The following is a 14,980-nucleotide window of genomic DNA, read 5'->3' on the forward strand; positions in this document are numbered from 1 at the left end:
AGTGCCGCGATGAACCCCTTTCGTACATCAATACGCATGGCGTGCCAACTCGTTATGACGGGCCTGGTTGTGCTGACATCCAGTGCTTATGCGCAAGGCGTGCTGGCTCCGCAGGCGCAGACTGGCTCAAGCAATTCGCTGGCGCTCGCTGCGACGGCAGCCGGGGTCAGGCAGTGTCTGCCGGCGCTGACCGCGCTCTCCGCGCTCGGCGTGCAGGGGGCGAGCCAAAACGATGTCCTGTTCGACTGGGACCGCACTCGAACGGGTAACAGCGTGGTTTTCTCGTTGATCGGTCTGGGGTTGCCGACCGGTAATGCCGCGCTGTCGATAACCGGCGTGCCGGAGGCGGACGGTTCCTGTTCGGTATCGGCGGAACGTATTTCGGTTGCGCCGATGGGCTGTCCGGCGGTCGCGAAAAAGGAACTGGCCGGCTATCAGTCGACCCGACTGCTGCCCCATATGACGGTCTACACCGACGCGAAACAGCCGGGCTCGTCGGTATCGCTTATCGATTCGCCGGCAAGCTGCCTGGTGATTCGCCGCTACGTGAAGTTTTCGGCGGGCAGTTCGGCGCCGGTGAGATAACTGGTTAGCCATGCCTGCCTGCGCAGGCTCCTCCGGTCCCGATGGACCTGACGGAATTCTCTGGAGACGATCACCCAAATGCCCCAAATGATTCCCCAACTGGCGACGCACTGCCCGCTTGCGGCCACCTCCATGATCCAGATCGGCTAACCATGAACGGACTACGCATCGGCATCACGATAGGGCTCCATCAGGAAGCCGAAACGTTGTGGAACAACGGGATCAAACAGAATGCCGCATTTCTCGCCGAGGCCTTGCGGCATTGTCCGCAAGTGGCTGGAGTCGTGCTGGTCAACACGACGCAGGTGCCGATTACGGCGGCGTTGCCGTGGGATCAGGCGCGCTTTCCGACGTTGTCCTTCGATGCAGCCAAAGACGCCATCGACGTACTGATCGAACTCGGCGGCCAGATTGACCCGATGCAGACTGCGTACCTCAAACTGCGTGGCGTGCGGCTCGTGTCGTATTGCTGTGGCGTCGAGTATGTTAATGCGATGGAGTCGGTGCTGTTCCGCAAGCCGATGTGGGGCGAGCATCTGTTCGTCAACCAGCGCTATGACGATATCTGGATCATTCCGCAGGTCGCGAATATCAGCCGCTCGTACTTCGAGGTCTTGCGACGGATAACGGGGCGGGTTGTGCCATTTGTCTGGAGTCCGATGTTTCTCGAAGAGCGCGTCAAGGACATGCCCGATGACGGCGAGTACCGGCCGCGAGAAGGCGCAAAGCGCCTGAGCGTGATGGAGCCGAACATCAACGTCGTGAAGTTTTGCCTGTACCCGGCGCTCATCGCGGAGCTGGCATATCGTCAGCGGCCGGACAGCATCGCCATTCTGCAGGTGACCAACGCCGATCAGATCGCGCGTGACAGCCTCGACTTCGTCGCGCTGATGAACCAGCTAGATATCGTGCGCGCGCATAAAGCGGTTTTTTTGAGCCGTCATGAAACACCGCTTTTTTTGGCGCAAAACACGGATATTGTTATCTCGCATCAACTGGAAAACCCGCTCAACTATTTCTATCTCGAGGTGTGCTGGCAGGGTTACGCTCTCGTGCACAACGCGCATCTTTGCGCGGATCTCGGCTACTACTACGCGGACAACGACGCGCAAGATGGCGCGCGCCGCGTGATTGAAGTGATCGACACGCACGACGCGCAGGCGTCGTGGTATCGCGAGCGGCAACGCATGGAGATTGCGCGGTATCTTCCGGACAACCGGCAACTGGTGGCCGCTTACGCCGCGCTGCTCGACGATTTGATGGCGAGGTCTGTTCGCTAGAAGAGGCGCGCTGGTGCAATGCCTCTGTTCTGGCCGTCAACCCGTTGCGCGCCTTTCGGGCGACCGGGCTTTTTTCGAACAAAATCCGTGTTTGCGGGGTGGGCTTCGATTATTTGCGGCGCCGGATTTTGGCCATTTTCATGACCTTCCTGACTGTGACAAGCGGCTTGCGTTACTAGTGGAACTGAAACGCGAAGCATTTTCATTCGACGATACTACCAGGTGTACCAGCTCGTCCCCTGATGCTGGGCAAGCTTGCTGCGCATGCGGGAAAACTCCATGACGACCTGCCCGGTTCGGAAAGCTTCGTCGCGCGGCATCGAGATCCGGATGCGAATCAAATTGCCACGCGAGCGCGACCGAGCCGCGCAGGCACAAACGTGACGACTAGTCCAATCAGCCTTCCGGCTGCGACCCATCGGTTGTTACCCCGAGTCCCACTTCGAATGCAAAACGAAATAGATCGGCGTCCCGATCGATGCCGAGTTTTCGCATGGCGCGAGTCTTTTGGGCACTGATTGTCTGTTTGGTGCGATGCAGTCGCTCGGCTATTTCATTTATTGACAACCCTGACACAAAAAGTCGAATGACTTCTGTCTCACGTGTGCTAAGGGTTTGTACGCGAACGTTTCTTGAAAGCGGGGCTGCGGGAACAGCGTCTTCGGCTCCGCGCGATGCCGCACGAAAGTACGTGGCGCCCGCGTAGACCGCATGAATCGCGGAGATCAAGTGGCTTGTGTCATGCGCTTTGCTCAACACCGAATGCACCCCAAGTTTCGACATTTCGCGGGCGATAGCGGGGTTCTCGATGGTCGTGAAGACCACGATTTTGAGTGCCGGATAGGTTCGCCTGAGATAGGAAAGAAGCGTCAAGCCATCTCCAAACTCGCCACCGGGCATCGCGTAATCGGTAATGAGGACATCACAAGGAACGCTCCTGAGCAGCTTGACAAGTTCACCGGAGTCCCCTGCTGTGCCCATGACTTCCAGCGTAGGCACTATGGAAAGATCATGCTTGATGCCTGAAATCAATGCGGGGTGGTCGTCGGCGAGCACGAGGCGAATTTTCAATTTGCTCATGCAAACCTCCGCGAAAATTAGATGACTCGGGGCGCGACGGCGAGCTGGATGTGTCCTGAATTTACCTGAAACTGGCTCAACTGAAAATACGGTCGCCAACCAGGACACAACTTCGAAGAAATGGTTGAATTTTTGACTGGTCCGATAGCCGCTGAATTTTTGTCGTATGCGTCCGATTCGTAGCGCTTATTTGCGTGAGGCCGCGTTCTCGCCGTGATAATGAGCTTTATCCAGTGCGCCGTGCCCGCGGCATATCTAGCGCGCTGCCAATTCACGGAAATGAACCTGGTGTCTCCATGTTGTCCAGCTCGCAACAAGATGTCTTGAGTCAGTTGCACCGCTACAAGAGACTCCTTGTGTTCGGCGGCGGAGTGGCCTCCACGCTCATGATGCTTTTGGCGTTTGCACTTGCATCGTTGTCGACGGTGCGCGAGTACCTTGCTCTGGAGCGGCAGACTTTCATCGTCGGCCGAACCCAGGTCATGGACGAAATCAACGCTAGCGAAGAATTGTTCCGCTCCGCGCTGGTCGGCGCGGAACAGACGTGGCTGGAGGGAGAGCGGGCTGCACCCGGACTCGTAGAGCGCTATCGCAAGCAGGGATATGAACTGACGTATCCGCTGACACTTTCCCATACGCCGCAGCATCGCTTGCTGTTCGGCATGCCTAACAATTCACCGTCGACCGACGAGTTGCGTCAATATTTCGGGCTTGCCGCACAACTCGGGCGTGTCAGCGCAGTAAATTCGCTGGTGCGCGGACGGCAGGCCACCCGCTATTTCTATGGCGCGCAGCGCAATATCGCCGGAATTCTGACTTTGCCCTCGTCTCACCAGGCGTTGACTCCCGGGACGCCCGCCGAGCGTGAGCTTCTGCTCGCGGCCTTGGGCGACGGGCTCGATATTTTGAGTGCGATTCATGCGGGCAGGCAACTCGATCAACCGCGATTGGTGTCCTGGATGCCGCCTGCCGTCAGTCCGCTGACAGGGGCGATGGCGATCCGTATCGCCGCGCCAGCGTTTCACGCCGGGGCGCCGTTTGCGATGCTGGTGACGGAGTATGGCCCGGAGATCCTGACTTCGCCTCTGGGCGAAGGTGGCTTTGACGGTACCTATATGGTCGTGTCGGACGCGGGCGAAGTCGTAGCGAGCACAGCCGGGCCTAAGGTGAATCCCGCACTGATTGAACGCATGCGGACGTTGGGCATTGAGCAGACGGGCGAGAAGGCGCGGCGCGAAATCTGGCGCGACGGCGTATTCACGATCTCCGATCGTTTGGGCGATACGGGCTGGGTGCTGGTCTACGCAGTCACATGGCGCGACGTCTTCGCGGGAATTGGCGCGCAGATTGGTATCAGTGCGCTGATCATCATGACGATAGTCGTGGTGATATGGACACTTTTAATCTATTTCAATCGCCACATATTCCGGCCGGTTCTTGAGCGCTCGCGTCGGGTCTTCGAGAGCGAGCACCTGAGTCGTACGCTGGTGGAGACCGCGCCGGTCGGGCTGGGTTTGATCGCGGTGCAGAACGGCGAACCGCTGCTGCGCAGTTCGGCGATGATCAAGGCGACCGAACAGATAGCCGTGCCGGCCCGAACCCTGTCGGAGGAGCTGGTCCGGCGTTACGGACCGCGCAGCGGGGCATCCGCGGAGCAAGGCGTGACCCGGGAGGAAGTGACTCTGCCCACGCGCGAAGGCGGGACGGTGGACCTCTCGGTAAGCGTGGTGCCGGCGCGCTATCAGGGCCACGACGTGCTGGTGACCGCATTCACGGATGTGACCGCGGAACGGCGTCTGGAGCGGCAGTGGCGGGAGGCGAAATGGGCGGCCGACAAGGCTAACGCGGCGAAATCGGCGTTCCTGGCGGCGATGAGCCATGAGATCCGCACGCCAATGAACGCGTTGATGGGAAATCTGGAGTTGCTGTCGCACACGCCGCTTGATGCGTTGCAGCAGGACCGGCTCAAGACCATCCGGAGTTCGTCGGACGGTCTGCTTGCGATCGTCAGCGACGTACTGGATTTTTCGAAGATCGAGGCCGGAGAGATGACGCTGGAGCGGCTCGTGTTCGACGCGCAGGCGGTGGCCGCGCGGGTGCTGAGGATGTTCGAGCCGGTGGCGCGGGCGAAGGGGTTGAGGCTGTGGGGGGAGTTCGGCACGTCGACGACGCAGCCGATGCATGGTGACCCGACCCGGCTTGGCCAGGTAATGAACAACCTGCTGTCGAATGCGATCAAGTTTACGGAGCGCGGCGAGGTGACGCTGCGGCTGTCGGTGCCGGCAGGTCAGGGCGCTCAGGGCAGCGAGCTGGTGATCGAGGTGGAAGACAGCGGGATCGGGATGTCTGCCGGGCAGCAGGCCTTGCTGTTCCAGGCGTTCAGCCAGGCCGACGCAACGATCAGCCGGCGCTTTGGGGGGACCGGTCTGGGGCTGGCGTTGTGCGCGCGGCTGACGGAGGCGATGGGCGGCACGATCGCGGTGCGCAGTGAGCCAGGCGAGGGCAGTGTCTTCACGGTGCGGGTGCCGCAGGGGGAGTGCGCAGGCGAGCCGGGCGTGCCCGGGGCGCGATTCGCGGGGGAGCGGGTGCTGTTCGTGGCGGCATCACCGGCATGGCACGCGTATGCGGTGGCGGCGCTGGACGGCTGGGGGCTGCAGGTGCAGGCGTACCGGCATCCGGCGCAACTCGATCAGGCGATGCTGGAGGAGGCGGACACGCTGATCCTGTGTGGCGAGCGCAATACCTGGCATGCTGATGATGAGGCGCGTCTGGTGGAAGAGTCGTCGTGGGTGATCGACTGCAGTCCGGAGGGCCCGGCGACTCCTGTGGCGACGGGCCGGGTGGTGAGGGTCTCTGGCTACGGGCTGAAGGGGCTGGAGGCGGCGCTGCGCTACACATTGCAGGCCGAGCCGCTGGAGGTGGGCCATGAGGCGCAGGGGGTGTTGTCGCGCCGGTTGAAAGTGCTGGTGGCGGAAGACAACGAGGTGAACCGGCAGCTGTTCGAGGAGCAGTTGAAGCTGCTGGATTGCGAGGTGCGGTCGGCGCAGGACGGGCAGGAAGCGCTGGCGTGTCTGTCGCAGGAGCGCTTCGACGTGCTGGTGACGGATCTGGCGATGCCGGTGCTGGATGGTTACGGGCTGGCGCGCGAGGCGCGGGCGCGCTGGCCGGAGATGCCGATCGTGGCGGCGACGGCGAGCGCGACGCTGGAGGAGCGCTCGCGGTGCGAGGCGGCGGGGATCACGCGGGTGGTGACCAAGCCGCTGCAACTGGATGATCTGCTGACGACGCTGTCGGAGGTGAGCGGGGTGCCGCGCATGGCGGTGGAAGCGGCGGGTCCCGAAGGTCCGCGTGATGGCGTCCTTGGCGGGCGCGAGGTGCCGGAGCATGTGCGAGCGGCGTTTCTGCACTCGTGCGAGAGGTCGCTGGGGGTGCTCCATGCGGCGTCACGCGATGCCGATGGAGCGGCACGGGTACTGGCGGAACTGCATTCGCTACGGGGGGCGCTGGCTGTGTTCGGCTATCAAGCGCTCGCGGATCGGTATGCTGATCTGGAAGCGCGAATCAGACAACACGGTCCGGCCTCGATAGGACAACTGGATTTTGAGTTGAATATTCAGGACTTCGAGCCTACCGGAACGTGAGGAAGCAACGCTCGCGCAGTCGTTCGCTGGCCGACTGGCGCGGGCAGAATCCTTTCGTTGTTCTCCAATGCAGCGGATAATCAGCTGGTTATCTGCCGTGTGAGCCGCCCCGATGATTGGGCGTCCAGCGAAAGCGTCAACGCTTCCGAAAGCTATGCCACGATCCGCGCAAGACAATGTGCTAGAACGTTTTCGTCGCTATCAACGCTTGTTGATGTTCGGGGGTGGGGCAGTGATAACGGCAGTGCTGCTTGCCGCGCTCGTCATTAACGTAGTGTCCGTTGTGCGAACCTATTTCGCGCTTCAGCATCAGGAAGTATCGCTTAACGCAAATCGACTCACAGAGTTGGACACGCGCAATATCGCGAATCTGTACAGCAACATAAGAATCATCGAAGTCGCCTGGAGAACCGGCGAGCGGGCCAGGCCAGCGCTTGTTGAACAGTATTACGACCACGGTCAGATGCTTGTTCTCCAGGATTCACCGGATCGGTTGCCTGTGTTGGTAGTCAGTTCAATTTCCAGGATTCCGTCCGATCGGACTGTTAGCCGCTATCTCCGGCTTGCTGAACAGATGAGTTATGCGTTGACGGCTGCCGCAGAGCGAAACCGGGGCGTATTGACGTCATGGTTGTTCAGTTCCGATTTTTCGCTACTTGCCATGGTCGCATCGCCGTGGCCCAGCGGTCTAACGCAGACGGTGCTTGCTGATCGTGCTGCAATATTCGCCGCGCTGACCGGCCCCAACAGCAATCTTGTTATTCCAGAGCACGTGGCGTTGCGCGACCCCCGAACCGGGGAGCGTGCTTTTTTCTGGCTACCCTTCTACGACAGTCCGTTGAGCGGCAGACGTTCGCTTCGAATTGTCGCGCCTGTGTTCGATGAACAGCAGAAGCCGTTCGGCTTCGTTGTCTACGAAATACCAGTCGACGCTGTCACCGCCGCTATGGGAGCGATCGGTTTTGACGGCTCGCTGTTGCTGCTGGCACCGGATGGAAGGGTGATCACGTCATACTCCAGACGTTCGGTGGACCCTAAGGCGTTGAGTGTGGCGAGCTCTTTGACAACCGCACGCATTGCCGAGCCAACGGGCGTCATCGTGCATAACGGCTACACGGTGTCTGGCTGGCCGATCGGACGGGGCGGCACAACGCTCGTGTTTGTGCAGTCGTGGCGCGCGATCGTCAACGCGCTGAGTGGTCCGATTGGAATGTCGGCAGCGACGACGGCGGTGGTCATATTGTTGGTGTGGACGCTAATACTGCTGTTCGATCGACGCATATTCCGGCCGGTTCTTGAGCGCTCGCGGCGGGTGTTCGAGAGCGAGCACCTGAGTCGTACGCTGGTGGAAACCGCGCCGGTGGGACTGGGTTTGATCGCGGTGCAGAACGGTGAACCGCTGCTGCGCAGTTCGGCGATGATCAAGGCGACCGAACAGATAGCCGTGCCGGCCCGAACCCTGTCGGAGGAACTGGTCCGGCGTTACGGACCGCGCAGCGGGGCATCCGCGGAGCAAGGCGTGACCCGGGAGGAAGTGACTCTGCCCACGCGCGAAGGCGGGACGGTGGACCTTTCGGTGAGCGTGGTGCCGGCGCGCTATCAGGGCCACGACGTGCTGGTGACGGCATTCACGGATGTGACCGCGGAAAGGCGTCTGGAGCGGCAGTGGCGGGAGGCGAAATGGGCGGCCGACAAGGCTAACGCGGCGAAATCGGCGTTCCTGGCGGCGATGAGCCATGAGATCCGCACGCCGATGAACGCGCTGATGGGAAATCTGGAGTTGCTGTCGCACACGCCGCTTGATGCGTTGCAGCAGGACCGGCTCAAGACCATCCGGAGTTCGTCGGACGGTCTGCTTGCGATCGTCAGCGACGTACTGGATTTTTCGAAGATCGAGGCCGGGGAGATGACGCTGGAGCGGCTCGTGTTCGACGCGCAGGCGGTGGCCGCGCGGGTGCTGAGGATGTTCGAGCCGGTGGCGCGGGCGAAGGGGTTGAGGCTGTGGGGGGAGTTCGGCACGTCGACGACGCAGCCGATGCAGGGCGACCCGACCCGGCTCGGCCAGGTGATGAACAACCTGCTGTCGAATGCGATCAAGTTTACGGAGCGCGGCGAGGTGACGCTGCGGCTGTCGGTGCGGGCGGGGCAGGGCGCTCAGGGCAGCGAGCTGGTGATCGAGGTGGAAGACAGCGGGATCGGGATGTCTGCCGGGCAGCAGGCGTTGCTGTTCCAGGCGTTCAGCCAGGCCGACGCAACGATCAGCCGGCGCTTTGGCGGGACCGGTCTGGGGCTGGCGTTGTGCGCGCGGCTGACGGAGGCGATGGGCGGCACGATCGCGGTGCGCAGTGAGCCAGGCGAGGGCAGTGTCTTCACGGTGCGGGTGCCGCAGGGGGAGTGCGCAGGCGAGCCGGGCGCGCCCGGGGCGCAATTCGCGGGGGAACGGGTGCTGTTCGTGGCGGCATCACCGGCATGGCACGCGTATGCGGTGGCGGCGCTGGAGGGCTGGGGGCTGCAGGTGCAGGCGTACCGGCATCCGGCGCAACTCGATCAGGCGATGCTGGAGGAGGCGGACACGCTGATCCTGTGTGGCGAGCGCAATACCTGGCATGCTGATGATGAGGCGCGTCTGGTGGAAGAGTCGTCGTGGGTGATCGACTGCAGTCCGGAAGGCCCGGCGACACCTGTGGCGACGGGCCGGGTGGTGAGGGTCTCCGGCTACGGGCTGAAGGGGCTGGAGGCAGCGCTGCGCTACACGTTGCAGGCCGAGCCGCTGGAGGTGGGCCATGAGGCACAGGGGGTGTTGTCGCGCCGGTTGAAAGTGCTGGTGGCGGAAGACAACGAGGTGAACCGGCAGCTGTTCGAGGAGCAGTTGAAGCTGCTGGATTGCGAGGTGCGGTCGGCGCAGGACGGGCAGGACGCGCTGGCATGTCTGTCGCAGGAGCGTTTCGACGTGCTGGTGACGGATCTGGCGATGCCGGTGCTGGATGGCTACGGACTGGCGCGCGAGGCGCGGGCGCGCTGGCCGGAGATGCCGATCGTGGCGGCGACGGCGAGCGCGACGCTGGAGGAGCGCACGCGGTGCGAGGCGGCGGGGATCACGCGGGTGGTGACCAAGCCGCTGCAACTGGATGATCTGCTGACGACGCTGTCGGAGGTGAGCGGGGTGCCGCGCATGGCGGTGGAGGCGGCGGGTCCCGAAGGCCCGCGTGATGGCGTCCTTGGCGGGCGGGACGTGCCGGAGCATGTGCGAGCGGCGTTTCTGCACTCGTGCGAGAGGTCGCTGGGGGTGCTCCATGCGGCGTCACGCGATGCCGATGGAGCGGCACAGGTACTGGCGGAACTGCATTCGCTACGGGGGGCGCTGGCTGTGTTCGGCTATCAAGCGCTCGCGGATAGGTGCGCTCAAATGCAGGTCGCGATATCGACGAATGGTGTCCAGAGAGCACAGCACATGATTGATGCGTTCGACATCCATCTGCGCGCAGAAGTCTTGGCCGACACGACTAGTTTGCGTGAAATCCTCGCGCGAATTGTCGAGCTTGCGGAGCGCGCAGACGTACTCCCGGAAATCGTCCGTCTCGTGCGCATGAGGTTGCCGCTGGCCGATCTACGCGACGCGGAAGACGCGGCGAGTACCGGTGCGTGAGTGCGACGGCAACATGTCAAGCATAGGACAACCGATTGACTGTTCAGCGCGGGGCTGCGTGATTCGCTTGAACTCAAGACAATTGATGAACATCGACAAGCAGATGTGCACAGAAGATAAATCGTGCGTAGCTTTCACGCGTCTGAAAGACGAAGGCATCATGACGCGCTGGCATCCGGCACAGGCGTGCATTCGCCGTATCGTCAGCGCGGCTGTGCGCCGCGCAGGCCGCCCGCGATGACCCGTTCCAGCGACATCTTCAGATGGCGCTGCATGCTCGCCTGAGCCTGGATAGGGTCATGCGCCTCGAGCGCTTCGAGGATCACCAGATGCTCATCCGGGACCGCGCCCCATGTGCTCTCGTTCTCGAAATGTCCGCGCAGCTTTTCCGACAGCGGACTGTGCCGCGCGTCGAAAAGCGTACTGACGGTACGCACCAGCACCTCGTTGCCGCTCATCTGCGCGATCGCGAGATGGAAGGCGCGGTCGGCAGCGACCGGGATTTTCCCCGCGGCGACTTCGCGCTGCATCTCGTTGAACAACTCACGCAGTAGCTTCAGGTCCTTCGCTTTGCAAAAAGGCGCGACGCTCGCGGCGATCGAACCTTCGATCACGCAGCGCGCGCCCATGATGTCGAGCAGGCTGTCGCCGAGTTCGGCGTGCGACAGCGATGCCTCGCCGTGAGTCTGCGGCGTTGCGCACACGTAGACGCCCGAGCCCATGCGAATTTCAACCAGCCCCTCCAGTTCGAGCGCGACCAGCGCCTCGCGGACCGACGGCCGCGACACCGCGAGCGTCGCCGCGAGCGCGCGCTCCGAAGGCAAGCGGCCGTTCGGTGCGAAATCCGGTTGCGCGATCAGACCGCGCAGCTTTTCCGCGATCTGCAGATACAGGCGGCGAGGGTCCGCGGGTTTGTCGTTCACAAGCGTTCCTGGCGAGATGGCGCGGTCAGGCGCAATGGTTGCGAGCGCCGATTGTAGATCGAAGCAGGCCGCCCGCAAACAGCACGGCTCGGCGCAATAGCGCGCCTTCGATGCCTTCCGCGCGTCCCGGGGATTTCCCGAATATACCTAAAATTGGCTTGACCAATATCGACTGGCATTTTAATTTGGCGAACTGGTAAGGCCAGATGGTAAGGCCAGACAAATGCGGCGCACGGCTGTGTCCGTCGCGTCGACCGCTTCCACCCCACGTCCCCAACCACAATCGATGAAGACCGTCATTTGCGAACAACCCGGCCGGCTGGCCGTTGCCGAGCGCGCGATGCCGAGCGCCGGTCCCGACGACGTGCTGATCCGCATCAAGCGGGTCGGCGTTTGCGGCACCGATCTGCACATCTTCACAGGCAATCAGCCGTACCTCGCTTATCCGCGCGTGATGGGCCATGAACTGGCCGGCATCGTCGAAGCCGCGCCGGAGGGCGCGCGCGTGAAGGCGGGCGACCAGGTGTATGTGATGCCGTATCTGTCGTGCGGGCACTGCATTGCCTGCCGCAAGGGCAAGAGCAACTGCTGCATGAACATTCGCGTGCTGGGCGTCCATACCGACGGCGGGATGGCCGAATATCTGGCGGTGCCGCAAGACTTCGTCTTCAGCGCCGCAGGCGTCACGCTCGACGAGGCCGCGATGATCGAGTTCCTCGCGATCGGCGCGCACGCGGTTCGCCGCGCGGACGTGCAGTCCGGTGAGCGCGTGCTGGTCGTCGGCGCCGGGCCGATCGGGATGGCCGCGATCATCTTCGCGAAGCTGCGCGGCGCGGAGGTCAGCGTGCTCGATGGCCGGTCCGACCGGCTCGCGGTATGCGCGAACGCGTTGCACGCGGATCACACGGTGCTGCTCGACACCACCGCCGCAGGAACCGATGCGGCGCAACTCGCAAGCCTGACCAACAACGAGTTTTTCGACGCGGTGTTCGACGCAACGGGCAACGTCAAGGCGATGGAGCGCGGTCTGCAGTTCGTCGCGCACGGCGGCAAGTACATCCTGATCTCGATCGTCAGTGACCGCATTTCATTCGCCGACCCCGAATTTCACAAGCGCGAAACGACCTTGCTGGCGAGTCGCAATGCGACGGTCGCCGATTTCGAAACCGTGCTGGATGCGATGCGCGCGGGCAAGATCCCGACCGCCGCGCTGAACACGCACGTACTCGAACTCGGCAATCTGCCGGCCGAATTCCCACGTCTTCTCGATCCGGAAGCGGGCGTCATCAAGGCGCTCGTCGCGTGCTGAGCGAGGAGAAAAGAGCGATGACGACGGGCAACCCGATTCTCCAGTTCGGCACGAGCCGCTTTCTGCAGGCGCACGCCGACCTGTTCGTCTCCGAAGCGCTCGCGGCCGGCCGCGCACTCGGACACGTGACGGTCGTGCAGACCACGGCCAACCCGGAAAGCGTCGCGCGTATCGCGGCTCTGCGCGAGTCGAGCCATTACGACGTGCGGATTCGCGGCGTGCGCCGCAAAGAGGTGATCGACACGACGACGCAATGTCATGCGATCAGCGAGGCGCTGAACGCCGACAGCGACTGGCCGATGGTCGTCGAACGCTTTGCACGCCACGCGCGCACGGTGATCTCGAACACTGGCGACCGCGGCTACGAGTGTTTCGCCGACGACACCGCCGAGTTGCTGCAAGACGCAGCGCGGGTGCCGCGCGGCTTCGCGGCGAAGCTCGTGGTGCTACTGCACGCACGCTTCGACGCCGGAGCCGCGCCGCTGACACTCATGCCATGCGAACTCGTATCGCGTAACGGCGATACGTTGCGCGCGCTCGTGGCTCAACTTGCGCGTGACTGGCGAACCAGTCCCGCGTTTGTCGGCTATATCGAGCACACGTGCGTCTGGGTGAATTCGCTGGTGGATCGCATCGTGTCCGAGCCGATTCAACCGATTGGCGCTCACGCCGAGCCTTACGCGTTGTGGGCGATCGAGCGGCGCGCGGGCATGGTGTTGCCGTGCGAGCACGAAGCGATGATCGTCACCGACGACCTGCCGCGCTACGAGCGCCTGAAGCTGCTTCTGCTGAATCTCGGCCACACCTGGCTCGCCGAGCGCTGGCAGGCCGATGCCCGCGCGGCGGACGAAAACGTAGTGCATGCGATGCGCGATCCGGTGCTGCGCGACGGTCTCGAAACGCTTTGGCGCGACGAGGTACTGCCGGTCTTCGATGCGCTCGGCCACGGCAACGAAGCACGCGCATATCTCGACGACGTACGCGAGCGCTTCGAAAACCCGTTCCTCGATCATCGACTCGCCGATATCGCCCGCAATCATGAGCAGAAGAAAGAGCGGCGCTTCAGGCCGGTGATCGAGCTGGCGCGAGAACTGGGGCTGGCCATCGCGCAGCCGCGGCTCAAGGCGGCGCTCGGCTGACACGAAGCGGTGCCACGGAGTCCGCCTGCCAGGCATCGGGCTGGACCGATACATCAATACGACAGATGCCGGAAACGGAGGAGACGAGTGATGCGCAAGATGCGTTGGGTGGTGATCTTTCTGTGCTTTCTGGCTATCGCGGTGAATTACATCGATCGTGCGAATCTCGCGGTCGCCGCGCCGCAGATCGAAAAAGCGCTGGGCATCGGGCCAGCCGAAATGGGCTTCATCCTGAGCGGCTTTTTCTGGACCTACGCGTTGATGCAGATGCCGTTCGGCTGGTTCGTCGATCGCGTCGGCGCGCGTATCGCGTTGCCGCTAGCGGTCGGCTGGTGGTCCGTGTTCACCGCGATGACCGCGGTGACCAGCAGCGTCGCCGGGATGTTCGGCTGCCGGCTGCTGCTGGGCGTCGGCGAGGCGGGCGCGTATCCGTCTTGCACGAAGCTTGTGAGTCAGTGGTTCCCTGTCAAGGAGCGCGCGATTGCGACCAGCATTTTCGATAGCGGTTCGCGCGTCGGCTCCGCCCTGTCGATTCCAGTCGTCGCGCTGATCATCAGCTCGGTCGGGTGGAAAGCGGCGTTCGTCGTGACCGGCCTGCTTGGCCTCGTGTGGATTCTCGGCTGGTTCGTGATTTACCGGAACCCGCAGCCCGTCGAGCCGAATAGCGCGACAGCCGCCGCAGCCGCGTCACGCGCGAAAGAAGAACGCAATCGCGTGACATGGGGCTCGCTGTTTCGTCACCGCACACTGTGGGGCATGATGCTCGGCTTCTTTTGCCTGAACTTCGTGATCTATTTCTTCATCACGTGGTTCCCGAGCTATCTCGTGCAGACGCGCGGCTTCTCGCTGAAATCGCTCGGCACGCTCGGGATGATCCCGGCACTGATTTCGATACCGGGCGGCTGGCTCGGCGGCTATGTATCGGACGCACTGTTCCGGCGCGGCTGGAGTCTGACGGCTGCCCGCAAGACCTGCATGGTCGGCGGCATGCTGTTGTCGTCGGTGATTACATTGTCGGCATTCACGTCGGACATCTACCTGATGCTCGCTTTCTTCGGCATCGCCTACGGCAGTCTCGCGTTCGCTGCGGCCAGCATCTGGTCGCTGCCGGCCGATGTCGCGCCGACGCCGGACCATGTCGCGTCGATCGGCGGCATTCAGAACTTTGCGTCGAACCTCGCCGGCATCGTCATCACGACTTTCACCGGTGTGATGGTCGCGATGAGCAAAGGCTCGTTCACGATTCCGCTCGTCGTCGCCGGCGGCTTCTGCTTTCTCGGCGCGTTCAGCTATCTCGTGATCGTGGGCCGCATCGAGCCGCTGCCGATCGCACCCGATACGGGCAAAGTGCCGGCGCGCGCCGGCTCGGCGATCTGA

The 14,980-nt window shown here is 62.8% G+C and carries 9 protein-coding genes; 7 read left to right on the plus strand and 2 right to left on the minus strand.

The genetic code is table 11. The features are described from left to right. The first annotated feature begins 54 nt into the window (after positions 1-54). A complete protein-coding gene (locus tag BLS41_RS17780; protein WP_253189699.1) occupies positions 55-585 on the plus strand; it encodes a hypothetical protein in 531 nt (176 codons plus the stop codon). 152 nt (positions 586-737) lie between these two features. Beyond that, on the plus strand, positions 738-1,865 hold the full coding sequence (locus tag BLS41_RS17785) for a DUF2827 domain-containing protein (RefSeq protein WP_074767111.1): 1,128 nt from the start codon (positions 738-740) through the stop codon (positions 1,863-1,865). 396 nt (positions 1,866-2,261) lie between these two features. On the opposite strand, the gene BLS41_RS17790 is transcribed toward BLS41_RS17785, so the two are convergent. Continuing rightward, a complete protein-coding gene (locus tag BLS41_RS17790) occupies positions 2,262-2,945 on the minus strand; it encodes a response regulator (protein WP_083380005.1) in 684 nt (227 codons plus the stop codon). A 296-nt stretch (positions 2,946-3,241) separates the two neighbouring features. Here BLS41_RS17790 and BLS41_RS17795 point away from each other — a divergent pair, with 296 nt between their 5' ends. Continuing rightward, on the plus strand, positions 3,242-6,586 hold the full coding sequence (locus BLS41_RS17795; RefSeq protein WP_074767113.1) for an ATP-binding protein: 3,345 nt from the start codon (positions 3,242-3,244) through the stop codon (positions 6,584-6,586). A 244-nt stretch (positions 6,587-6,830) separates the two neighbouring features. After that, positions 6,831-10,232 carry a hybrid sensor histidine kinase/response regulator gene (locus tag BLS41_RS17800; RefSeq protein ID WP_171910262.1) on the plus strand — a complete coding sequence of 1,134 codons (3,402 nt, stop codon included), beginning with the start codon at positions 6,831-6,833 and terminating at the stop codon, positions 10,230-10,232. Between the two features lie 203 nt (positions 10,233-10,435). Here BLS41_RS17800 and BLS41_RS17805 read toward each other — a convergent pair whose 3' ends face one another. Beyond that, positions 10,436-11,155 (minus strand): FadR/GntR family transcriptional regulator, encoded by a 720-nt coding sequence (locus BLS41_RS17805; protein ID WP_074771017.1) that lies wholly within the window; start codon positions 11,153-11,155, stop codon positions 10,436-10,438. Between the two features lie 286 nt (positions 11,156-11,441). Between BLS41_RS17805 and BLS41_RS17810 the strand changes: the two genes are divergently transcribed. The 3 genes from BLS41_RS17810 (at position 11,442) to BLS41_RS17820 (ending at position 14,980) form a co-directional block, all read left to right on the plus strand. Beyond that, positions 11,442-12,464: a zinc-binding alcohol dehydrogenase family protein gene (locus BLS41_RS17810; RefSeq protein WP_074767117.1), complete on the plus strand. Its 1,023-nt coding sequence runs from the start codon at positions 11,442-11,444 to the stop codon at positions 12,462-12,464. A gap of 17 nt (positions 12,465-12,481) precedes the next feature. Beyond that, the gene (locus BLS41_RS17815; protein ID WP_074767120.1) at positions 12,482-13,603 is read left to right on the plus strand and encodes a mannitol dehydrogenase family protein; all 1,122 of its coding nucleotides are present in this window, start codon (positions 12,482-12,484) and stop codon (positions 13,601-13,603) included. 90 nt (positions 13,604-13,693) lie between these two features. Continuing rightward, a complete protein-coding gene (locus BLS41_RS17820; RefSeq protein ID WP_074767123.1) occupies positions 13,694-14,980 on the plus strand; it encodes an MFS transporter in 1,287 nt (428 codons plus the stop codon).

Source organism: Paraburkholderia fungorum, assembly GCF_900099835.1.
GTDB classification, from domain to species: Bacteria; Pseudomonadota; Gammaproteobacteria; order Burkholderiales; family Burkholderiaceae; genus Paraburkholderia; species Paraburkholderia fungorum_A.